This window comes from Bacillus cereus group sp. MYBK14-1, assembly GCF_051916885.1.
GTDB classification, from domain to species: domain Bacteria; phylum Bacillota; class Bacilli; order Bacillales; family Bacillaceae_G; genus Bacillus_A; species Bacillus_A cereus.
The window spans coordinates 212,717-237,174 of sequence record NZ_JBQAHM010000001.1; the positions used below are offsets into that span (position 1 = coordinate 212,717).

Genomic DNA, 24,458 nt, shown 5'->3' on the forward strand with positions numbered 1-24,458 from the left:
AGTAAATATAAACTTATTAACAGGTTTTTCACTTAATGGACAAATGCTGCTTCTTAAATGGCGATTATCATAAGTAGTGACAAACTGTATTCAATTTACATATTTATCTTCTACTATAACAGCAAAAACGAAATTCCGCTTAGCAGCAAATTAGATTCTCTTATTTGAGATGCATTTCATCTATGAAACTGAAAAGGAAGATGAAAAATGCATATTTCCCTCCATTTTTCAGATTAATTTAAAATTCTTTTATGGTAAGCTATATGTAAAGATTAAACATAAAACATAAAGGATGATTCGTATGCAAATAAGGCCACAAGTAAGTGAATATAACTCCTATTATGCAACGTATACCAACTTGGTATCAGACGGAAATATCATACATATTCTAGAACAACAAATGAAGGAAACGAATCTCTTATTAAAGGAAATTTCTAATAGTGAGGGACTTTTCCGGTATGCTCCTACTAAATGGAGTATAAAAGAAGTAATGGGTCATATAGCAGATACAGAACGGATTATGGCGTATCGATTGCTATCAATCGCTCGAGGCGAGACAGCAGAACTTCCAGGCTATAATGATGATATGTATGTTCTTAGAGCTGCTTTTGATAAGCAATCTATGCAAGATCTTCTTGAGAATTTAATAGTTGTTCGCCAATCTACCCTGTATTTACTTAGAAGCTTAGATAAAGAAGCTTGGTCACAAAGAGGAAATGCGAATAATTCTGAAGTTACAGTTCGTGCATTAGCATACATCATTGCTGGTCATGAGCTTCATCATCTTCAAATTATAAAAGAACGTTACCTTGGTTCTGATTTATATCCAGCAACTTAACATTTGAAGAAAATGAGTCCTATTTATGTAGGGCTCTTTTTCAGTATTTATAACGGATTAGTGCTTAGAACCATGGTGATTAAATGCATTTATTTATAAAGTCCACCACATAATATATATGCTATCCCCTTTTATTCTGTACATGAATTTCTTTAGGTTGATATACTACAAACTCAATATATCTGGAAAGGTGATGATATTATGTATGAACAGCAAAATAATAGAGATAGAGATCAAAAAATGATGTTTTCTATGCAGGGAGTTCCCTCAAATAAAATTAACATGAATCAATTACCTAAATGGATTAGAATTTTTGGCTATTGTGTGTTTGGTTGGATAATAGTATTTAGTTTAATTATGATTGTAGGTTTAATTCTGCAATATCTATGTGTGATTATCCCATGATATAGGTAACCAATTATAATAAAAAGAACTTGTAGAATATCATACAAGTTCTTTTTCAAATATTATTAAAACGGGAACAACAAACTATTTTAACATTCAGTACAGGGAGACCATTTTGGTTATGGCTTGATTTTATTATAAATCAAATATAAGCTTTTGAAAGAGATAGATTTTGAAAATTATGTGAATTGAACAGTTATGATGTTTATATTAGATTTCATTTACGACCAACTTCTTCTTACTTAAATACACTGCACGATCTGATTTTTTAGCAACCTCCTGTGAGTGCGTCACAACAATAATGCATTTATTCTCTTTATGTGCAAGTTCTTGAAACAGTTCTATTATATCCATTGCGGTTTCTTCGTCGAGGTTTCCTGTCGGCTCATCTGCAATTAGTAAATCAACATTACACGATAGTGCTCGAGCAATTGCTACACGCTGTTGTTGTCCACCGCTTAGTTGCAGGACGTTTCGTTTCGCTTCAGCTTCTGAGAGTCCTACCCTCTCTAATAATTCTAATGCTCTTGCTGTTTTATTTTGCACTTTAACACCTGTAATTTCCATTGCTGTTAAGACGTTTTGAAGAGCGGTCATATAGGTAATTAAGTTATAAGATTGGAAAATTACAGATACATTTTGATTACGGTATCGATCCAAACCAATTTTTCTAATATCTTTGCCATTATACAGTACATAACCATTTTTAGGGACATCCAGTCCACAACCTAAACTTAGAGTTGTGGTTTTACCAGATCCAGATGGTCCTAAAATCGTGTAGAAATGTCCTTTTTGAAAAGAAAAGTTAACATTATCTAGTATCGCTACATTTTTTCCATTACTTTCATAATAATAATCCAAATTTTTAAACTGTAAAATCGTCTCCATATCGATCCTCCTCATTCATCTTTTAAAAGAATTTGTTTTGGGTTTAAACGTAGAATAGATAATGCTGGAAGAAGCGTTGCTATTATAGCAATACCTAGTCCAATCCCCCCCATTTTCCCTACATCTTCTCCTGTTACACTTACATCAATTTTATCAATTGGATCTTCTTTTTGATTTTGTAGAGTACCACCAGGTCCAGCCATCATTACAGTGCCATGTTGCGAGGTATCTGTTTCTTCGCTCGCAGTAGCAATTTCATTCGAAAGTAAATTATCCCCTATATATTGAGAAACTTTAGCTCCTGTTGTTATGGATAATCCAAATGCTAAAATAGCGACACACACTACTTCTACTACGAATTGCGCCATCAGTTTCCACTTTTTCTCTCCAATAGACAATAGAATTCCCATTTCTTTACGACGCCCTTTAATTGATAGCATAATGATTAATCCTAAAATGATCGCACCTGCAATCGATACAATATAAATGATCATTTGAGAAGTCGAAGAGATATTTTCAATAGGACCAATCATTTGCTTGTACAATGAATCATGCGCATCTAATTTATAATAATTAAAATCAATATTAGATTTTTTTGCTTCTTTTTTAAATGCATCAATATATTGTGGATCATTCAAGAAATACACGACTTGAACACTACTTATACCTTGGTCTACTTCTAATTTTTTCATAGTTGAATGCGGCATATATAGTTTATTAGCCGGATCCATAATAGGAGGAGCCTGTTGACCCATTGCTTGCTCATTTGTTTCGTAAATACCGATAATTTCAACCTCAAGGGTTTCCTTCTTATCCCCTGATTGCACTTTAACTTTGTCTCCTACTTTCAAATTGTTTAATTCCGCTAATCGTTTTTCCATTAAAGCTACATTCTGATTCTTCATTTGCTCTGTAATTGGTTTTCCGTCAATGATTTTACTTTTTCCGTTTTTAAAGCTTTCTTGTAATGCAGTCTTGCGGACTCCCTCAATCATAAAAGAAGCATTCATATCTATTTCTGTACCAGAGCTTGAACCGCCTCGCACAGCCGCTATTCCCGCTTTACCTTTACCTTCTTCTCCTTCTGAAGCTCCTACTAGTTTAAGTCCATCAGAAATACCGAAAGTGTTAGCTATGTAATTATAGTCTTTTACATACTTGGACTTCGCTAATTGTTCTGTTTCTTTTGTATCGAGCTGCGGCGGACTTGGCATTTCTCCAGTTTCCTTAGCTTTTTGACCTAATTTGTCGAAATCAAGACCTAAAGTAACATCTGCACCAAGTTTTTTTCTCGCAGCATCCGCTGCTTTTTTTGACGCATTTTGGATTGTAAAACCTGAAAGAACCAAATTTGTAACAATCAGAAAAACTGCCATCAAAATTAATGATGTTCCTATCCTTTTTTTCATACTGAGAATTGCTCGTTTCATAAAATTCATTTTTCTTACCTCCTTGATAACTTGTATTCTATATAGGTTATCTAGAGTTTATATGGAGCTAATCGGTAGTTTAACTAGAGATATAAGGAGTTTATGTGTAGTTATTTACCTGTTCCAGAAAAGCTAGAACACAAATTCAAAAACACAGTCGTTTTTAAATTTCGGTAAGGAGTTAGTCAATCTAAGAGACTTATAGAAAAGAGAGGTTAAGCTTGATTTAATGTATGTAACATAAAAAATATATTTATTGTATAATTTCTATACAATAAATATAGAGAACCAATTTGTGAATATCTATATGGGAATTGTAAGTTGTTCTTCATAGAAATTACAGCTTTTAATAAGAAAAGAAGCAAGTTAATATTCTTTTATATGGATAAGAATATTAACTTGCTTCTTAAATTTTAGTATAAATTTTTTATTGTAAGCTTTATAATATAATATACAAATTTATCCTCTATTTTTATAATTCAAGCACCTACTATTTTTTAAACAATATGTATTTTGGAGGAAGTTAATTTGATTTTTTCAAAACTCATTGATCGGTATGCCTTATATGATTTACACAAAAAAAGAAGTGTAGCGTTTCAGTTTACTTCCCTTTCTAACACTTCATTAAATATAAAGGACATAGAATCTTTTTATAAAGTAAAACCATCACATATTCATTTTGACATTAAGCATTCAAAGCAAGAAAATGAATACATGGTTGGGCAATTCAACTATAAAAGTTCGGTTCAATCCGGTGATTCACGCAACGACTCTGTAACTGGGGAATTATTCTTACATAAAAATGAAAATGCACCTCATATTATCTTTGTTCACGGTTGGAGAATGGATTCTAACGAACGTGTAAAAAAAATATTCCACAATCATATGACCACCCTGAAGTGGAATATGTATTATTTCACTCTACCCTATCATTTTGAAAGAAAACCCGATCAATCCCTATTCAGTGGAGAATATATGGTAAGTGCAAATATTGATCGAACAGTACAAGCAACTAGACAAGCGGTAGCTGATTTACGAGCTTTGATTAAATGGATTAAAGCAAACAAAAATGGTCCCCTGATTCTAATAGGGATTAGTTTAGGCGGATTTATTACTAACTTAACCTCTCTTGTTGAAGAAGAAATTGATGTGTTAGCATCCATTTTCTATGCAAATCGACTTTCTTATTCTATTTGGAATACAATTCCGGGTAAATTTATTAGAGAAGACTTGGAACATCATGGTGTTACGTATGATGATTTAATAGATTATTGGAAAATCACTGAACCGAGTCAAGCATTGCCAAAAGTAAAAAAAGAAAATATTTTATTAATTTCAGGTAAGCATGATCTATATGTGCATTCTGAGGATACAGACTACTTGTGGGAATCTTGGGAAAGACCTACACGATATATTTATACATGTGGGCATGCCGGGATCGTTCTTAAACGTAAAAAAATTGCAGCTGATACTATTAATTTTATTCAAAATCGATTGAACTCCCCGCACTTATCTAATGTCGTGCCTTAAATCGCGAGATTACTAAGTACAAAATCTTATACTTATATTGTTATATTTTTTACTAGTCACCTTTGTAAATCTTAGCCCCAAGCCTTACAATATTGAAAATGAAATAAAATAAATTATTTATCCATTAATCTATACCATCCGTATTTACAGTTATGGATACCCTAATTACATATGAAAAAGAGAGAAGAACATTGGTTAGTTCTTCTCTCTTTGTTTATTTTTAAGATAACTATCTATAAAATTTTGCTTTTCATAATTCTTCATGAGTCTAGAAAAGAAATTTTTCTAATGTACATAATTACAACGCCATTAAAACACTTTGCTCTTAAATCCACTACTTGTATTATTGATTGCATGAAACTCCTTCTTGAGAAAGGTTTTAATTTCCGAATATTCTGTTGACTGTTATAACATATCCAATTTACAATTTAATTGTGGTGTTCTTTCACAATTAAACTACTTAGAATACACTTCATTTATTTGAAAACAATTACAAATAGAGGTGCTAAAATGAAAACTAGAGTAAATCCAGAATTATTACAAGGGTTAGAGATGTTTCCGGATCTCGATTTACGCCCAGAAAATTTGCAATCAATCAGAGAAGGAATAGCTCAAATGAGACCACCTACCGTTGTTGATGACTCCCTTTCTTTAATAGATAAAGTCATTGTTGGGCCTGATGATAATCCGTTACCATTACGAATTTATCGTCCAAAATCAAATCATGAATCTTTACCTGTCTTATTATGGATACATGGTGGAGGTTATATCTTAGGGTCTATAGATGATAACGATGATACTTGTATGAGGTTTGCAAAAGAAGCTAGCTGTGTGGTCGTGTCTGTAGACTACCGCTTAGCACCTGAACACCCTTACCCAGCACCAATTGAGGATTGTTATTCAGCTTTAAAATGGATTGCTGATAATGCAAAGTCATTAAACATTGATTCGAATCGAATTGGGGTTGCAGGAGTAAGCGCTGGCGGTGGACTAACAGCAGCATTATCATTATTAGCACGAGATCGAAAATATCCTTCAATTTGTTTACAAATGCCACTATATCCAATGATTGATGACAGAAATGATACACCTTCAGCGAATGAAATTAAAGAGGGATTTGTTTGGAACCAAAAGGCAAATGAAGCTGGCTGGAAAATGTATTTAGGAGAAATGTATGGAACGGATCAAATCCCTGCCTATGCAGCACCTTCTCGAGCTGAGGATTATAGTGACTTACCGTATACTTACACATTTGTTGGTCAATTAGATCCATTCCGCAGCGAAACATTAACCTATGTAAGCAAACTAGCACAAGCTGGTGTTGATGTGGAGTTTCATTTATATCCAAATGCCTATCACTGGTTTGAAGGGTTAAATCCAAATGCCGATGTATCTATTTATGCTGTGAACGAAATAGTACAAGCAATAAAGACTGGTTTCAAACGAGTATCCAAGGTTGAGGCTTAATCCCATTACAAGAGAAACACTTATAAATAGTATATATGTATTTATCATTTAAATATAATAGCCGATTCTAAATAAGAATCGGCTATTAATATGTAAAATCCGCCTAATATATCAAGGTTGAGAAACAGATATAAGATGTTTAGGCGATGTGTTTATTTCCTCTGCTAATGCTTTTATGTTCATCATGATTTGAAGTATTTCTTCTTTTGTTGTTCTTGGGTTGATAGAGCAAAGTCGAATTACTACTTTTTCTTTTAATTTAGTCGTACTTAGCATAGCAAATCCTCTTTGATTAATTTCTTCCACCAATTTTTTGTTTATTTCATGAATTGTATCTGTAGATGTTAGCTCACATGGAATATAACGAAAAGTAACAATTCCTAATTGGGCAGGTGTTACTACTTCCCAATCTTTTTCTTTCCTTAAAAACTCTTCAACTTGTTCAGCTAGCATAATGCCATGATCAATTGCCTCACGAAAAGCTGTAACTCCGAATGCTTTAAAAGAAAGCCATACCTTTAATGCTCTAAATCTACGAGAAAGTTCAATTCCACGCTCCCCAAAATTCACTTTTTCTTCTATATTAGTTTCTGTATCCTTAATATACTCTGGGATCATACGGAATGTTTCACTTAAATATTGGCTATTTCGAATAAGTACACAACCAACATCATAAGGCTGAAAAAGCCATTTATGCGGGTCTAACGTTAAAGAATCGGCACGATGAATTCCACTTAATAACTCCCTTCCTTTTTCACTGAGAATTGCTGCAGCCCCATAAGCCCCATCCACGTGTAGCCATATATCTTCATCACCACATACATCAGCCAATTCATCGAGGGAGTCCACCGCTCCGCAATTCGTTGTCCCTGCATTAGCAATAACACAGAATGTTTTTTTCCCTTTTAATCGATCTTCTTTTATTTGTTTTCTTAAAGTACTAACTGAAATTTTTAAGTCTGCATCTGTCTCAATTCGGCAAATTTGATGCTGTTTAAAACCTAATACTTTAAGTGCTCGATCTACAGAAAAATGAGTTTGGTTAGAAAAATAAACAATCGCATTTTCTATGTCATTATTCAGCTTGACCTGTCTCGCTACAGTAAGTGCAGTCAAATTAGCCATGGAACCACCACTGACAAATAATCCTTCAGCTGAATCAGGGAATCCTAGCATTGATTTTAACCAGTTAATTGTCGTTAATTCAATTTGTTCGGCACCTGCACCTACTATCCAAGCTGTAGGAAATACATTAAACCCACTTGCTAAAAAATCTGCTAATACACCAACATAATTATTAGGACCTGGCACAAAAGCCATAAAATGAGGATGATCCACATGAGTAATTTGATTAAACACATTTTTATTAAGAAAATGAAGTAATTCTTTTGGATTAGATCCGTTTTCCGGAATCGTTTCAATTAGCTTGTCTCTAAAAATATTACTATCAATCGTTTCTGAAACTGGTTTACTTTTTAAATGATTCATATGATCAACAATTAAGTCAACCGCTTGATATCCTAACTGACGCATTTCTTCGGCTGATAACTGTAATTTTTTTGTCATTTGATTTACTCCTATTCTATTTAAAAAGGCGAGTTCTTGCTCGCCTTTTCATTTTTTATAATTTGTAATCACAAATTGTTTGTATTGGATTTTGAAGAATCGTGTTGATTAACCCCTGGATGTGATTTAATATTTCCTGTATTTTCTCTGTTTCATATACCGTTTGATCATATCCAAACTTTATTGTAAGTCTTTCTTCAGGGAAGCACATAATTCCATACTTTACATGTGGCTCATCAACAACTTCGTAATCCGTGATAGCAAAATGTCTGTTTTCATTTGAAGAAAAGATTGCTGGATTAGTTGGATAGTTTTCAAAAACCCAAAGATGGTCAGTCAACTCAGTTTTTAATTCACTTTGCTTTTGTATATCAACAAATGAATAGTATGCATACTCATTACATTTCAATGTCTCTAGTTGTACCTTTTGCAGGAAGTCCACAAAAGATTGCGTTTCTGTCCATGCTAATCGGATAGGCAAAACATTTGTGAACAGACCGAACATATTTTCAATTCCTTCTACTTCGGGAGGTCTGACTGATACTAGGTTAGGCAATACTACTTCTCTCGTTCCGTTGAATTTGCCAAGCAATATTCCCCATACAGCTAGTAATGCCGTATTCATAGTTATATTATTTTTAGTTACAAATGTTTGTAACTGATCAGTCAAATCCTTGTCTAATGTTAAATCCATAAAAGTGAAGTTTAACCCTTCACTTTTAGATGGGACTTTCTTTTTAGGAATACTAATTTTCTGATTGTATCCTGATAAATAATCTCGCCAAAAATGACGTGCTTTCTCATGATCTTGTGCCAAAGTCCAATCTATAAATGTTTCAAAAGGTTTTACCATGGGTAACCCCGCCGTAGTTCCGGCATTTGTAGTTTCGTAGAGCTGGAATAATTCGTCTATCAAAATGCTGACGCTCCAACCATCACATAATAGATGATGGGAACTCCAAATTACTTTATGCTCGTTATTACCTAGTTGGAATATACAGAGACGTGTCATAAGTTCATCATTTTTAAATCCTCGACTTAAATTTTCATTCATCCACTGTTTTAGGAATTCTTGCTGTTCTTGTTTCGTCATCTCAATCAAGTTTTTTATTTCTGAATTTATTTGAACATCATATAGAACAGCTTGCCAAGGTTTTGCTTGTTCATCTTGCACAATTATTGTTCTTAAAGAATCATGACGATCAACTAATTGTTGGAAACACTGAATAAAGAGTTTAATATCCAGCTCCCCCTCAAGTGCCCAAATTGTTTGTTCAAAATATGCATTTGTATCAGGTTCATTCGTAGCATGCTCATAAATAACTTCCTGGAAAGGTGCTAACGGGTAAATACGTTCTATTTTTATATCCGGCATTTTTTCTTGTATTTTGTTAAGTGTATGTTGATTAAGTTGTTTATCTTTAACATTTAGTAATGTAGCTTTATTATCGTTCATTATGTTTACATCATTTGTTTGTGAACTTGAAAACTGGTCTAGCTTTTTAACAAATTGAACCATGTCCCTTAATATAGGAAATGAAAATATATTTTTTGGTTCAAGCTCGAATCCTTGTCGATACAGTCTGACGGACACTTGAATCGCTTTTATCGAATCTCCACCTAAGGCGAAGAAATGATCATTTACTCCAACTTGATCTATTTTGAGTACTTCTTGCCAAATACTAGTTAATATTTTTTCCATTTCAGTTTTTGGGGCAATAAATACTTCATTTTTTTGTTTCTCCGGAGTAGGGAGCGCTTTTCTATCTAATTTCCCGTTTGGAGTCAGGGGTAATTGGTCCAAATAAACAAAATAAGAAGGAATCATATAATCTGGCAAGTGATCTTGCAAATGCTTTCGTAGTTCTGTTGTACTAATATTTTGCTCAGTTACCACATATGCAACTAAAAATTTTATTCCGTTCTCATCTGTTTGATCAATTACGACAGCATGTTCGACTTGTTTATAAGTTAGAAGACAATGAGAGATTTCTTCTAACTCTACTCGATATCCCTGAATTTTCACTTGGTAATCTTGGCGGCCTAAAAATTCAATATATCCCTCAGAATGCATTTTTCCACAATCCCCTGTTTTATATATAAGACCAAAATCAGGATGTGACACAAACGCTTCATTTGTTTTCTTTTCATCATTTAAATATCCTTTAGCAAGGCCCACTCCCCCGATATATAAATCTCCAATTACACCAACAGGGCACATTTTCTTTTCATAGTTCAACACATAATACGTTTGGTTTGCCAAGGGCATCCCGTATGGAATACTATTCCAATGTGATTCCACCTGTTTGACCGGATAATAAATTGACCAAATCGATGCTTCTGTTGCCCCTCCTAGTGAGACTACTTCTGCAATCGGAAAATGTCGTTTTATTTTTTCTGGTAAAGAAAGCGGAATCCAATCTCCACTATGTAAAACTAAACGTAAAGAAGGATATTCAAAATGAGAACCTACTTGCTCCAATGCCAAATCCATGATTGCAGGCACTGTATTCCAAATTGTAATCCCTCTACGTTCGACAGTGCGGATTAATTCTTGCATGTCTCTCGGATCACGAATCATTACTAACATTGCACCTGTGCTTAAAGCTCCGAAAATATCGTATACAGATAGGTCAAAACACATGGAAGAGATACCAATAATACGATCATCTTCATTCACCTCATATTTTTGATTTATGTCTTGAATAGTATTTGTAACCGCTTGGTGAGTAATAATTACTCCTTTTGGTTTTCCTGTACTTCCTGAAGTGTATATAATATAGGCAATATCTTCTGGACCAGCAATAGCGGGCATATCTTCTGTTGTATAAAATGACAAATGATTTTCTTCATAAAGACTAGGTTCTAATAAAAGCTTGCATGAGCTATTTTTTAAAATATATGTTTGGCGATCTAAAGGATGATCGGGATCAATCGGAACATAAGCGGCACCTGATTTTAAAACACCTAACATATTAACAATTGTGTCAACTCGCCTTTTTGCTAAAAGACCCACTTTGTCACCTAGACCAATACCTTGCTCTTTTAAGAAGTGGGCAATTTGATTAGAACGTTTATGAAGTTCCGAGTATGTTAACCATTCTTGTTCAAATACCACTGCTACTTCATCCGGTGTACGTTTTACTTGGTCTGTAAATAATTGATACAGAGTAGTTGAAGGTATTTTTTCTGTTGTTTCATTGTATTGCTTAATTAAAGTTTGATCCGATTCTTTCATCTGCAAAGATGTTATATCGCTTTGTTTCACCAATTGTTCCAATAAGTCAACAAATTGGGAAAACATTGCTTCTATTACATCAACATCAAATAACTCTTCAACATAGTTCCAGCTAATTAATAACTCTCCATTTTTTTCAATTACTACATTATCCAAATACACTTGTGGAGTCCGAGCATGAATATAGCGAAGAGAACCAAGTTGTTCCCAAGAGAAAGCACCTGCACCTGCTAACATCGAGGTGAAAACGATTGGCATAACTGCTTTTGGCGTCATTTGATGATATCGAGTAAAATCTCGAATAAAGTTAACTCCATCGTAATGACGATGTTCAAGGCCATCTAATAAAGTAGCTTGCGTTTCTTTTACTCTAGTAAAGAAAGTTTGCTCTGGTTTTACATCAACATCCAATAAAATAAGTGATGTGAAATCTCCAACAATCTGTTCTACTTCATCATGAACAGGATAACGGTTAAATACAGTCAAGTTAATTGCTAATCGACGTTGATTACTCCAATGTGCCAACACATCACCATATATTGTACAAAGTAGAGCGGAAGGCGTTACCTCTTTCTCTTGTGCTAACTTTCGTAGCTTTGTCCATTTTTTATTATCCAGGATTTTTGTAAGTGATTGGAATTTAGGAGTAGCAATCTCTGCTGGATCCTTTTTTAACAGCAAAGATGGTGCAAACGGAAAGTCAGGAAGCTTACTTGTCCAATAATCTTTTGCTGTTTTATATTCTTCGCTTTGTTCCATTTCATCATAGATAAACATATAATCTTGAAAATCAAAAGATAAAGATTCTAATTTTTGATTTGGTTTATAATAATAATGCAACAAATCCTGTCCAACAATGTTCATGCTTGCTCCGTCCATTAATAAAGCATCGTATCGAAAACATAATAAATACGTGTCTTCTTTTAAAAGAAAAGCTTTCAATTCAAACAAAGGCCATTGCCCCAAAGGGAATACATGGTTAGTCATTCGAGAACGCTCTTCTTGTAAGCGAGCATTTTGATTCCTATCATCTAAATCTATGAGACTCACTATTTCAATCTCGTAATCAGGAACGCTTTGTAATATTTGTTGTTTTCCCTCTGGTAAAATTACAGCTCGCAACATTGGATGACGATGGATTACCTTTTGAAAACTTTTTGAAAGACGATTGATATCCAATGCTGTTTCATATTCAAAATATGTTTGAGGTGAAATACCACTTAATTCAAACTGCGAATTCCTTCCTAACATATACGCTGTCTGAACTTCTGTTAAGGAAAATGGATTAGACAAATCTTTAACATGAGTTGGTCTACTTTCAAAGTTTTCCTCTTTATGCTCTAACTTTACACAAGAACTCAGTTGAGCGATTGTAGGGTGCTTAAAAAAATCTGTTGTACTTATTTTTAAGCAGTCTTTTCTTAATAAATTAATTACCTGAAGTGCTTTAATGGATTCTCCTTTTAATGCAAAAAAATTATCATGAATACCGATTCCCTCAATCTCCATAACTTTTTCCCACGCACACACTAATTTTTGTTCAATTTCATTGCGCGGGGCAACGTATGGAATTGATACATAATCCGTTTGTGTTATATCCAATAACCTTTTTCTATCCACTTTTCCATTTGGATTCAATGGAATCTCTTCTACCTGAATCATTTTTTCAGGAATCATAAACTCAGGTAGTTTATCACTTAAATATTTTCTGATTTCACCAAAAGACACCTTGTTATCCGATACATAGTAGGCAGCTAATAATTTCCTATTTCCATACACTTGATCAACAACGATAGCCTGATTTATTTCTGGATATTCCCTTAATTGAGTTTCGATTTCTCTTAATTCAATCCGATACCCCCGAATTTTCACTTGATGATCCATTCGACCTAAATATTCAAGTTCTCCATTAGGCAACCAACGAACGAGATCACCTGTATGATACATCATTTCCCCTGCCGCAAAAGGACTCGGTACAAACTTTTCATCTGTCAGTTTACTTTTACCAAGATACCCTCGTGCTACCGCTACGCCAGCAATGCAGAGTTCACCAGGAATTCCAAATGGTTTTAATTGGCCATACTTATTCAATATATAGGAATGATAATTCGGGTTAGGTTTGCCAATCGTAACTTCTTTGGAAGTGCTCAAGTCTTTTACTGTTGCGCAAATGGTTGTTTCTGTGGGACCATAAATATTTAAAATTGTTGCTTCACTGATACAACGAATTTTTTCAACCAAATCAATGGAAAATGCTTCTCCTGCTAATAAAATAGATTTTAAATCTTTTAGAAAATTTGCCCCTTCTGGATCACTCAAAATCACTTCCATTCGCGATGGCGTTGATTCCCATAAATCCACCTTATGTTTTTTGACTAAATGAGCCAATTCTTTTGTTGCAAACTGGTCCTCCGTAGCAATTACTACTTTTGAACCTTGCGTTAAAGGAAGACATATTTCTAACAAGGAAATATCAAAAGATACACTAGCAAGAAACAAGAATGATTGATTAGCTTTTACTTTTTCTCTCATTACATTTAAAAAATGAACTAGCGATTTTTGTTCGATCATTACCCCTTTTGGATTTCCTGTCGATCCTGATGTGTAAATAACATAAGCCAAATCATTAGGATTATGTTCTCGTACTAAATTACTTTCTTCACCTTGGAAAAGATATTCTTTATCAAGATACAGTACTTCACCCGCAAATTGCGGCAATACTTCCTCTTTTCGCTTACTAAGTAAATATTTTGCTTGACTATCTTGTAACATATATTCAATTCGTTCAGTTGGGTAGTTAGGGTCGATTGGTAAATACGCTGCTCCTGCTTTTAAAATCCCCATCATACCAATAATCATTTCTAATGACCGATCTACCATAACGCCAATAATACTTTCTTTTGAAACACCTTTACTTTGAAGAATAGAAGCCAATTGATTCGCTTTCTTATTCAATTCTCTATATGTCAAAGATTGATCATTACAAACAACAGCAATTTGATCTGGAGTTTTTAATACTTGCGCTTCAAACAAATCTTGAAATGATTGAAACAAGTCTATGCCCGTTTGAAAAGTATTCAATCCTTCTAGCAACTCTTTTTCTTCTTCTGCAATAATACAAATATCTTTCAATGCCAAATTCGGGTTTTGTGAAACTTGCTTTAAAACATAACAATACGAATTGGCAAACTGTTGCAAAGAAGAGAATGAACGGGACTTGCAAGAAATTTGAAATTCAAATTCATTATGTATTTCATTCCATTTTCTTCGTATCCATAGGACTAAATTATTCTCTGCGTATTCTTCTAGCGAATTTTCATTATGTAATCCTTCCATCCCGATTACAATTTGAAAAGGAGTTAAATTGTGTTTAACTAATAATTCAGAGAGCGGATACTCCTGATTTTCATACCCGAATAAAGTCGTTTGTTCAATCTCATTTACTAATTGTTTAAAGGTGTGATGCGGATGAATTTCACTTCCTAAAGGAATCAACTTATTAAGATTCTCACTTTGTTCAAGATTCTTTTCAATTATAGGAATACTAATAGTAATTCTTTCTTGATCTGTATAATGTGCCAAACAAACCCTTAAAGCGGCTTGAAACCAGCTAAATAATAATAAATCTTGAGACTTACATATTTTTTGTATATTTTTACTAAACTCTACATTCACTATGACTTGAACGAACTCACAAGGTGTTTCTTTATTTAGTTGGTTATCGCTATTAAATACAGAAAAATCGAGAACCTCGGAAGATAATTGCTCCTTCCAAAACGCTTCTACTTCTTGATTTTCATGAATTGAACTTCGATCTTTAATGTGCATTTTTATCTTTATCCCCCTAATATTCATTTCTTCTACTCGTTAATTTTCAAGCCAACTTCAAGCCCATGGAGAAACACTTGATGGTTATCCAAACATAAAAATTGCTGAATCTCTTCAAATTTCATATGACCAACTGAACAAACCCCTAAATTTAATGTCTCAGCAACCATATTTAAGGTAGCAGTGATAATGCCTGACTCGATACAAGCAAATAAATATCCATCTGAACCGTATTTCGGGATGGAAGCGTTCGCATTATAAACCAAATAAACTGAGAATGCAGATTGAGTAAATAAATCCTGATTAATTAACTCATGATCACTTTTGATCACTTGATCAATGTTGTTTACAATCACAAGACTATTTTTTGATGGGTTATAATAATAAAATCCAGCTTTCATACCCTCTATACGTTTTGGTTTTATATAAACAAAGATATCAATGGGATAGAGCCCGCCTGCACTTGCGTAATGATAGTATATTTTTTCTTCCCTAACCTGTCTTAGAGTTGATAAGAATTGGGAAAATTCCGAAAAACTAATGTATTTTTCCATTTCAAATTGACGACAAGACCTACGTTCCTTGATTATAGTGGGTAGCTCATCTGTTGTTTCAAGTTGAATTTCGGTTGACCGTGCAGCAACGTGCGTGCGATTTAATTGTTCACTCATATACTTATCTAACTCTTCTTTAGAAAAGCGAATCTGGTTGCTATATGGATTTGGAAAAATCTTTTCTTGTGAAGAAAATACTTCTCTTGGGTGTAATATGTTACTTACTAACACACGATTTTTTATCATGAGCTCTATGTTTTTTTGTGTCTCTTCTACATTTCCTAACGAAAAGCGCTCTACTAGTTCACTAATTTTCACACCTTTTTGAGCCATAAAATAAAAATCAGGAAACCACTCAGACAGAATACCTGTAAATCTCATTTCCCCTATCAAAACTTCATTATGCAACTTCTCCCAATGCTTAATCGGAGACCAGTAATAAATTTTCTCGCTCATATAACCCTCCATAAACGTTTAACTTATTTTTGAAATGCAATTTTCTAATTTACAAAATTTTTTTAGATTCTGCTCCTTGTCTCATAGTGATTATAAATACATGCACTTTAACGAAACTTGAAAATAATGAAATAACTTTTTCTTCATTAAAATTTTTTATTTCATCATAAAAAATGATTTTTTTTTTGATATTTCACATCCTTTCCCATAGTAATCCTATAAGGTATAAACCATTTATAACATTGAGAATATTCATGTATTTTCAATGTGAAATTATTGTAATAGATTGGAGAGCGGTTGAATATAGTTATTAAATCAAATAATGTTGAGAAAGTTTTATTTATTATATCGATAAAATTTTATGATGCAATTTATTACAAATAGATTAAGAAAAGAGTTTTAAATTTTTCTTAATCAGTTAGTGTGAAAATATCACATACTATTACATACAATAGAGTTACTTACATTTCATATTCAAAATAGAGAAAAGACACCTTGAATGGTGTCTTTTCTCTATTTTAATTCCATATACTTTTTACGCTTTTGTTATTTTTAAAAGATTTGTAGGAATTAATACAACTCGAACATCTAGTTCGTTATATGTTCGAATATTTAATAAAAATTATATGAATTACGAATGTATTTCATATAATTTTATAAATAAACTCAAAGATATCTTCTCTTCCTACTGTCACAAAAGAAATAATCTATTGCTTATTTTTTTTATTAAATTGTAATATAATTACAGTATGTGAAATTATATTACATTAACTTTAAAAACGAAGTGAGAATAATCTTCACTTCGCTTTTTTCATTTGCAATCCTTATTAACTTTGCTCAATTCAGTATTTATTTCCACACTCTTCGCTTTTATTTAATCGTTTTTTCTGATTTTAAAACAATGGAACTTAATGCAGGAACTTTAATTTTATTGTCATGGACAACATAAAGTGGTTTACTTCCCGCCTGCTTGCCATCTACTAGTACTTTCCAAGGCCCTTTCGATGGAAGTGTTATTTCAACAGCTTCTCTATTTGCATTGTGAGCCACTGTAAAGTATTCATGTTTATTCCCCTCTATTATATAAGCTACAGTATTTTTTGGAGCATCAATAAATGATACGTGTGTTTTTATTTGCTCTGCAGATGTCATTCGAAAAGCTGAGTACTTTTTGCGTAATTCTATTAAACCCTTCATATAATCTACTTCATTATTAAACGTTGCACGGCGCAGCCAATCCATCTGGTTAGTTGAGTCTGGAGATTTGTAACTATTATGATCACCGTATTTCGTCCGCATAAACTCTTGCCCTGCATGTAAAAATGGAATACCTTGTGATGTTAATAAAATCGAAGAAGACAATTTGTGCATTTGTTTTCGCACTTCTTCGTTATCACCTGAATTAGTCAACTCAAGTTTATCCCATAATGTATGATTGTCATGCGCTTCCACATAAGTTAGTACCTGTTCCGGATCTTGATAAGTAGACGAATTTGTATCGTAGTCAATACCTGCTGTAATGCCTTTTTTAATACGATCTTCCATGTTTTGCTTTCCATTTACAAATCCATTTTCTTTCTCCTCAAATACACTACCTTTCAATCCATCACGTATATCATCGTTGAAATGTGCAATCCCTTTCATTTTCTCTGCATTTTTTTGATTTGCTTTCAGCTGAGCTGCAAGAGGTGTATTTAAATCCCATCCTTCTCCGTGTAGTATAATAGAAGGGTCAATTTGATTAACAGCTTTACGTATTTCATTCATCGTTTCATAATCATGAATACCCATTAAATCAAAACGGAATCCATCTAAATTGTATTCTTTTGCCCAATATGTGACGGAATCTATCATAAATTTCCTCATCATTTTTCTTTCTGAAGCAGTATCATTTCCTACTCCAGTTCCATTTGCAAATGTTCCATCTTCATTGTAACGATAATAATAACCTGGAACTAACTTATGGAAATTAGATTCAGCAGCGTTATACATATGGTTATATACTACATCCATCACCACTCGAAGATTATTATCATGTAGTGTTTGAACCATTTGCTTTAATTCAGTTATTCGCACAGTCGGCTCATAAGGATTTGTAGAATAGGAGCCTTCTGGAACGTTGAAATTTTTAGGATCATATCCCCAGTTATATTGCGGTTCATTTAAAGTCTCTTCATTTACAGAAGCATAATCAAATATCGGTAAAAACTGAACGTGAGTAACACCGAGATCCTTTATATGATCAAGTCCTGTTTTTACACCTTCTGGCCCTTTTGTTCCTTTTTCTGTTACACCTAAATACTTCCCTTTCTGTTTAATACCACTTTCAGGTTGAATGGAAAGATCGCGTACATGTAACTCATAAATAATAGCATCTTCCGGATTTTTAAATTTTGGCTTTTTGTTTGCTTTCCATTTTTTCGGATTTGTTTCTTCTAAATTAACGACTGCACCTTTATCCCCATTTACAGAAGCAGCACGCACATATGGATCAACCGCTTCAGTCCACTTATCACCAATTTTGACCTTATACGTATAAAAGAGCCCTTTTTGGTTCCCCTTTAGTTCTGATGTCCAAGTTCCCTTTTCACCTTGTTGCATGTTTATTTCAGCACCTATTTTATCGCTCCATTTTTTATATGTAACTAACTTCGCTTCGCTTGCAGTAGGAGCCCATAAACGGAACTTTGTATGTTGCGGAGTATATGTATTTCCTAAATCGTTACCACCATAATAAAATAAATTATCAAATTCTTCGCTACGAATGACTTTACCAATTTCAGTATTCGTATCAGCTAAGTTTTCTATTTTAACTTTGTATGTTTGTTTTAAATCAATTTTCTGTTCCGTAATTATTTTGACCTTATTAGTAATATCGCCACTGTTTATATCATAAGGAGTAATATTCTTAATTTTAATGCCTTCAATTTCAATTTTCTTTTCCTTAATATTAAACGGGACATTAGTCGTTACAGTAATTTCATGGAAACTATCAATAGTTGCTTTTTGAATTGAGAGATCCGATGAAGGCTTAGAGTTATATACTTTTTCATCACCCGAAAGGATCCATACTTCAGCACGACCGTCCTTTATATTTTCAATCCAACGATCCCCACCATCTTTTTCCCATTCATTTGTTCGAACTATAAATCCTACACGATTATAGTCACCGTCTATTTTTATCTTAGCGTATTTTCCAAATTCATCTTCACCAGTAAATTGATAAGATGTACCATTTGCATTTTCTCCCCATAACCAAAGATTCCAGTCTTTTGTATTTCCAAGCTTTTCTTTGTAATGAATGATAATTTCAGTTGTTTTCGAATTTGAAACTGCCTTTACACTCTGAAAGGAGAAAACAGATGATAACATAACGATTAAAGTAAGTAATAAAACTGTTTTGTTAATTAATCTTTTTGTAATTTGCATCACATACACCCTTTCTTCAAATATTACTAACGATTTATTATGCTTACACTGAATAACACTGCTTAAATTAATCTAGAAATCTCTTTTACTTCACCTCCATATCGGCTATTTTCACGTATGTATTTCAATGACCTTTTAATACGAAAACGTTTGCATTAGTACTTAAAAAAATAGATTTGTTTATGCCTTCATATATTTGTAAATACTAAAAGATCAGGGAAAACATTTTAAAGCAATCGTTTGTTATCGCTTTCATTTTATAGACTTTCTATCAAGAGGTCAATATATTGTTAATTTTCTGTTTTTATATATTTTAAACCTTATTTATTTGTCACAACTTCTTACAGATAAAGTGCCTCATTATTGCTTAGTCAGTTTATTTTCAACGATACATTGCCACGTAAAAAACAGCTAATATCCTTAAAATGACATTAGCTGTTTTTCATAATGTATTAATATATGAATGATAACTATATTTCTAAATCACTTAATTTTTGCTGCATCAAATGCTTTTTGAACTGCTTGAACTTCAGCTGTATTCGCACCATATTTATTAGTTGCCACTCGAATACATGCTGATCTCAATTCTTTGAAATTAGAAGTCATGTTTAACTCATCTGTATTTGCATAATAGAAAATATCAAACATTTTATCTTCACCAATTCCTTTAACAGTTACTCCGTTATGAGTTCCGCCTTTTGCAATCAGATACGCAACTTTATTAATAATACTTGAATTAAAATGAACACCGCCTTGATCCCATCCATTAAAATCGTTAAATTCACTGTAATCATCTGGATAAGGCACTCCAAGTGAAGATGGAACAGAAGCTGGGTTTTCCATATCACGGAAAACAGATCCCGTTTGTTCTCCCATTGTCCAGTTAAAGTTTCCATTATTTACGTATTTCTCAATAGATGTTCCCATAATATCAGATAGCGCCTCATTAATCGCACCGGATTCCCCGTAATATTCAAGATTAGATTCGCTAGAAGTAACAGCATGTGTAAATTCATGTCCAGCTACGTCATATGCTTTAACAATAGGATCGCCATATACAAGCATACTTCCATTATTAGCACTTAATGCATTCTGCCAATTTTTCGGATCATTCGTCTCTTCAGAATCCCAAGCGTGTACAACTGAAACTACCTTTTGTCCCTTATTATCAAAGCTATTACGCTTGTATTTATCTTTATAAAAATCAAATACTTTTGTTGCTAAGTAATGAGCACTTACTGCTTTTGGATCGTTAAATGTTGCCGAAGTACTTGTCGCTAATGTACCAGGATAATAGCTTTCTTCTTTAGTAATATCTCTGTAATTCACATCATATGTTTCAATGCCTTGCCCTCTTGTATAATCAGCAAGAGCATATTTGCCATTACTTTGTTTAGAGATACCAAATGAACGATTAATACCTAAATCATCTTTTCCTGTTCCGGTTAATGATGTAAGACTGCTTTGTTTACTTTTCTTTAAAGCTCCAACTAGTTTGTCACTGGCCTTTAAGTTAGATTCTTGTACCATATTTTTTAACATATCACCATTTTGTGCATTTACTAAATAAGTACCAGAAACATAGTTTGGTGTTGCAGCTTCGAAGGTAACTTGGTATGCATTGCTAGCTTGTCCATTATTTTCATCAACAAAAATAACCTCTTTAACTTCTGGCTCAGAAATAAACTTGATATCGTTCCCGTATTTCGTATAAATATATTGTTTTGCTTCATCTTTTGATAGATTAATAGGTTTTTTCAATTCTTCTTGTTTTAAATTTTGCGCGCTATCACCTGAAACACTTTTAATAACACCCTTATTATCTACGTGTGCAGTTAATTGATGTCCATATACTTCTTTTCCTTCGTATGTTTGCTGCATACGCACAAGTGTAGTTCCATCATACGAACCACGTTTTTGAAGGACTTTATAATCTACTCCTGCTTCTCCATTGACTTGTTTTTGGGACAGAGCTTGTTCTGTTTTCTCCTTAAGTGCATCCTTTACTACATTTTCTGGTGCCTTTTGTGACGGCTGTGTAAGTTCACCCGAACGGAACGATTCCTCCTGAATTTGAACTTGTAGTTGATCTGTTTCCTCTGCATGACCTACCCCATATGGTGCCACAGCTGTTAAAGCTAATCCTGTTGTTAATGCTACCTTAGTTAATGTCTTTTTGTTTTTCATTATTTCACCTCGTATAATTTTTGAAATAGAAAGCTTGTACAAAGTATACTGTCTATTAATGTCTAAAAAAAGAGAAAATACACAATTTATGTAACATTATGCAAAATTACATAAATTGTGGTCAATATTATAAATAATGAACGGAACACATATGTACATTAATTTGAATAAAAGAGAGTCCTTATAGGTGCTCACCCAATTGGTTAGTTATTAATTATCTATATTCATTGTAATAAAAGTATACTTACCTCTAAATAACAACATAAAAACCCACTCTTTACTATTGTAAGAGTGGGTTTAATGTTATTAAAATAACAATTACTATAAGAAATTTTATAATTTATATTTTTTTAGTAATCCTACTAAGTTTTTTGTAAAATTCACCTTTTGTCTTTACATGATTAAACTGATTTGGATTAATATTTGCTTTTTGTGAGAGTAATATAATCTCTTCTTTTGAAATTGAGTCTTTCGTATTTATAGATGCTATATTTGTGTATTTTCCGTCTTCTGTTTTTGGAATTTCTAAAATCCCTTTATTCACAAGATCAACTACCGCCTTATGCTCTGAAGAATGTAAATCTACACCAGTAATTTTCCAATTATGCATAACTTTTGGTGTGTATACACCGTTCTTTACCTCTTTTAAATATGTAATAGCAAGGTTACGAATGGTTCCGCCTGTTTCTCCAAATGCATTCTCTTGTTTAGATGACCAAATTTGTTCAAACTTACGCCCCTCTAAAGCTCCACCTTTTGCCTGAAGAGCCTCCATTCTATATGCATTCATTCCCAACGTCATAACATCGCTCATTTTGATTGGTTTGTTTGTACGAATAGAGCGTAAATTTGTAATTCTGCTTCCATATGGTTTTGTTAAGTCAATTTCGTATTTTACGCCTCCAAAGAAATCGTTCGTACTGTATTTAGATGCACGGCGGGTTTTATCAAAGCTAACGGTTACATCTCCGGCACGAGATGAGTTAAAATATCCTGCTGCCCATTCCATATAGTCTTTTAAATCTTTTCCAGAAATCTTATATACTGTAATTTCTCCCAAGGCATATTGGTAATTGTACGCAATATCTTTTTTCTTAATAGGGCCTGTATCTAAACGGGCATAATCATTATCAATTTGATGGGCTACTACATCTGCTTTACTGTAGTAGAGCATAACTTCATGAAAGAAATCTGATAAAGGTGTTTCTTGAATCTGAACACTTGGAATACCCTTTATTTCATTTTCAGGAACAAGATTTCTACCCTTTAATTGAGCGACTACAACATTTGCATCTCCTCTCGCATATTCGTGAAAAGGTGTTAATGTTTCTTCAAGTGTAGAATCGGATAATATCGTTGTCCCATCAGCATTTTTTACAGGTATAGCGGTAGCAGTTTTATTTTTTAAAGCCAACTTCCCATCTTGCTTTGTAAAAGTAAGGTCAATACGTGAAATATGTGTTCCATATTTATCTGGTTCTGTAATAATTACGCCATTTACAACTTCTTTTTTTACAAGTTTATGCATATGAGCCGCAAAAATAGCACTTAGTTCCGGACAAGCATTTGCAATATCTTGAACACCAGTACCAGGGATACCATTCTCATTTTCTAGTCCCATATGCATAACTCCTACCATTACATCTACTTTACCTTCTAATTCCTTAATTGCCTTTTTCGTCTCTTCTACCGGATTTTTCACCACTAAACCATTTAAGTGATCTGTCCCTTTTTCAAAATCACTAATCATTGGTGTATTCATACCAATAATCCCAACTTTAATTCCACCTTTTTCTACAATTGTATATGCAGGAAGAAAGCGCTCTCCATTTTCCTTATAAATATTTCCTGCTAACGTTTTTCCCTTATATTGCTCACTAACTTTTTTCAATGTATCTAATCCAAAGTTGAATTCATGATTTCCAAATGCCCAGGCATCATATCCCATTGTATTCATCGCTACCATCATTGGCGATTGTGGCTTATCGTTGAATAATTCTACTGAGTTTCCTTGAATTGTATCCCCGGCATCTACTAATATGGTATTTGGATTTTCTTGACGGACCTTCTTTATAACCGTATAAAGCTGCGTCAAACTTCCACTCATATTTGCTCCATCAAGCGCATAATCCCAAGGCATAAATCTACCATGAATATCTGCAGTACCTAACAATGTAATATTAACTTCAGATTCCTCAGCCTTAGAGATAGATGGTTTGACTATTACTGCCGTTCCAAGCAGTAATAAAATTACAAAGTAACATACATAGTTCTTCCATTTCATTTTTTGCATAATAATAATATTTCTCCCCTTTTTGTACTTTCATAAAGTTGCTTGAACTTTAAAAATGTAACTTATTATTCAGGAAACTTCAACTACAAAAGATAATTTTGAAGGTGGTTCTGTTGCAAAAATAAAGAGAATAAATTGCATACATCCCCTAACAGAATTGTATTTTATCGTTTTCTGACAGAATACTCCTTCCTTAAGCGTGTGAAGTGTACTTTCAAAAAATAACCCCGCTCTTCATTTAAGACGGGGTTACACTTATACAGAAAATCGGATAGTTTCATATTTTCTTAAGCTTATTGGTCACTTTCAACTAATTTCATTCTATTTTTGTTTTCTTCTGAATCAATAT

General features: G+C 33.2%; 12 protein-coding genes. 4 read left to right on the forward strand and 8 right to left on the reverse strand.

The features are described from left to right. Nucleotides 1–301 precede the first annotated feature (301 nt). Together ACTFR3_RS01090 and ACTFR3_RS01095 are read left to right on the forward strand one after the other, a co-directional pair. Nucleotides 302–838 carry a DinB family protein gene (locus ACTFR3_RS01090; RefSeq protein ID WP_001167135.1) on the forward strand — a complete coding sequence of 179 codons (537 nt, stop codon included), beginning with the start codon at nt 302–304 and terminating at the stop codon, nt 836–838. Between the two features lie 201 nt (nt 839–1,039). Then, the gene (locus tag ACTFR3_RS01095) at nt 1,040–1,243 is read left to right on the forward strand and encodes a hypothetical protein (protein WP_440041327.1); all 204 of its coding nucleotides are present in this window, start codon (nt 1,040–1,042) and stop codon (nt 1,241–1,243) included. Between the two features lie 210 nt (nt 1,244–1,453). Here ACTFR3_RS01095 and ACTFR3_RS01100 read toward each other — a convergent pair whose 3' ends face one another. Both ACTFR3_RS01100 and ACTFR3_RS01105 read right to left on the reverse strand, forming a co-directional pair. Then, nucleotides 1,454–2,131 carry an ABC transporter ATP-binding protein gene (locus ACTFR3_RS01100; protein WP_000447852.1) on the reverse strand — a complete coding sequence of 226 codons (678 nt, stop codon included), beginning with the start codon at nt 2,129–2,131 and terminating at the stop codon, nt 1,454–1,456. Nucleotides 2,132–2,142: 11 nt separating this feature from the next. Next, the gene (locus ACTFR3_RS01105; RefSeq protein WP_001010221.1) at nt 2,143–3,570 is read right to left on the reverse strand and encodes an ABC transporter permease; all 1,428 of its coding nucleotides are present in this window, start codon (nt 3,568–3,570) and stop codon (nt 2,143–2,145) included. 519 nt (nt 3,571–4,089) lie between these two features. Here ACTFR3_RS01105 and ACTFR3_RS01110 point away from each other — a divergent pair. Next, nucleotides 4,090–5,091 carry an alpha/beta hydrolase gene (locus ACTFR3_RS01110; protein ID WP_440044085.1) on the forward strand — a complete coding sequence of 334 codons (1,002 nt, stop codon included), beginning with the start codon at nt 4,090–4,092 and terminating at the stop codon, nt 5,089–5,091. Nucleotides 5,092–5,601: 510 nt separating this feature from the next. Continuing rightward, nucleotides 5,602–6,558 carry an alpha/beta hydrolase gene (locus ACTFR3_RS01115; protein WP_103622010.1) on the forward strand — a complete coding sequence of 319 codons (957 nt, stop codon included), beginning with the start codon at nt 5,602–5,604 and terminating at the stop codon, nt 6,556–6,558. 111 nt (nt 6,559–6,669) lie between these two features. On the opposite strand, the gene ACTFR3_RS01120 is transcribed toward ACTFR3_RS01115, so the two are convergent. The 6 genes from ACTFR3_RS01120 to ACTFR3_RS01145 form a co-directional block, all read right to left on the reverse strand. Beyond that, nucleotides 6,670–8,124, reverse strand: coding sequence for a pyridoxal phosphate-dependent decarboxylase family protein (locus ACTFR3_RS01120; RefSeq protein WP_440044086.1), 1,455 nt, complete (start codon nt 8,122–8,124; stop codon nt 6,670–6,672). A gap of 55 nt (nt 8,125–8,179) precedes the next feature. After that, nucleotides 8,180–15,190, reverse strand: coding sequence for an amino acid adenylation domain-containing protein (locus ACTFR3_RS01125; RefSeq protein ID WP_440044087.1), 7,011 nt, complete (start codon nt 15,188–15,190; stop codon nt 8,180–8,182). Nucleotides 15,191–15,222: 32 nt separating this feature from the next. Beyond that, a complete protein-coding gene (locus ACTFR3_RS01130) occupies nt 15,223–16,200 on the reverse strand; it encodes a SagB/ThcOx family dehydrogenase (protein ID WP_001290959.1) in 978 nt (325 codons plus the stop codon). An 870-nt stretch (nt 16,201–17,070) separates the two neighbouring features. Then, the gene (gene pulA / locus ACTFR3_RS01135) at nt 17,071–19,629 is read right to left on the reverse strand and encodes a type I pullulanase (RefSeq protein WP_440044088.1); all 2,559 of its coding nucleotides are present in this window, start codon (nt 19,627–19,629) and stop codon (nt 17,071–17,073) included. 483 nt (nt 19,630–20,112) lie between these two features. Beyond that, complete coding sequence (locus tag ACTFR3_RS01140; RefSeq protein ID WP_000791447.1) at nt 20,113–21,816, reverse strand: M4 family metallopeptidase; 1,704 nt, start codon at nt 21,814–21,816, stop codon at nt 20,113–20,115. 340 nt (nt 21,817–22,156) lie between these two features. Next, nucleotides 22,157–24,109 (reverse strand): bifunctional metallophosphatase/5'-nucleotidase, encoded by a 1,953-nt coding sequence (locus tag ACTFR3_RS01145; protein WP_243821051.1) that lies wholly within the window; start codon nt 24,107–24,109, stop codon nt 22,157–22,159. Between the last annotated feature and the right edge of the window lie 349 nt (nt 24,110–24,458).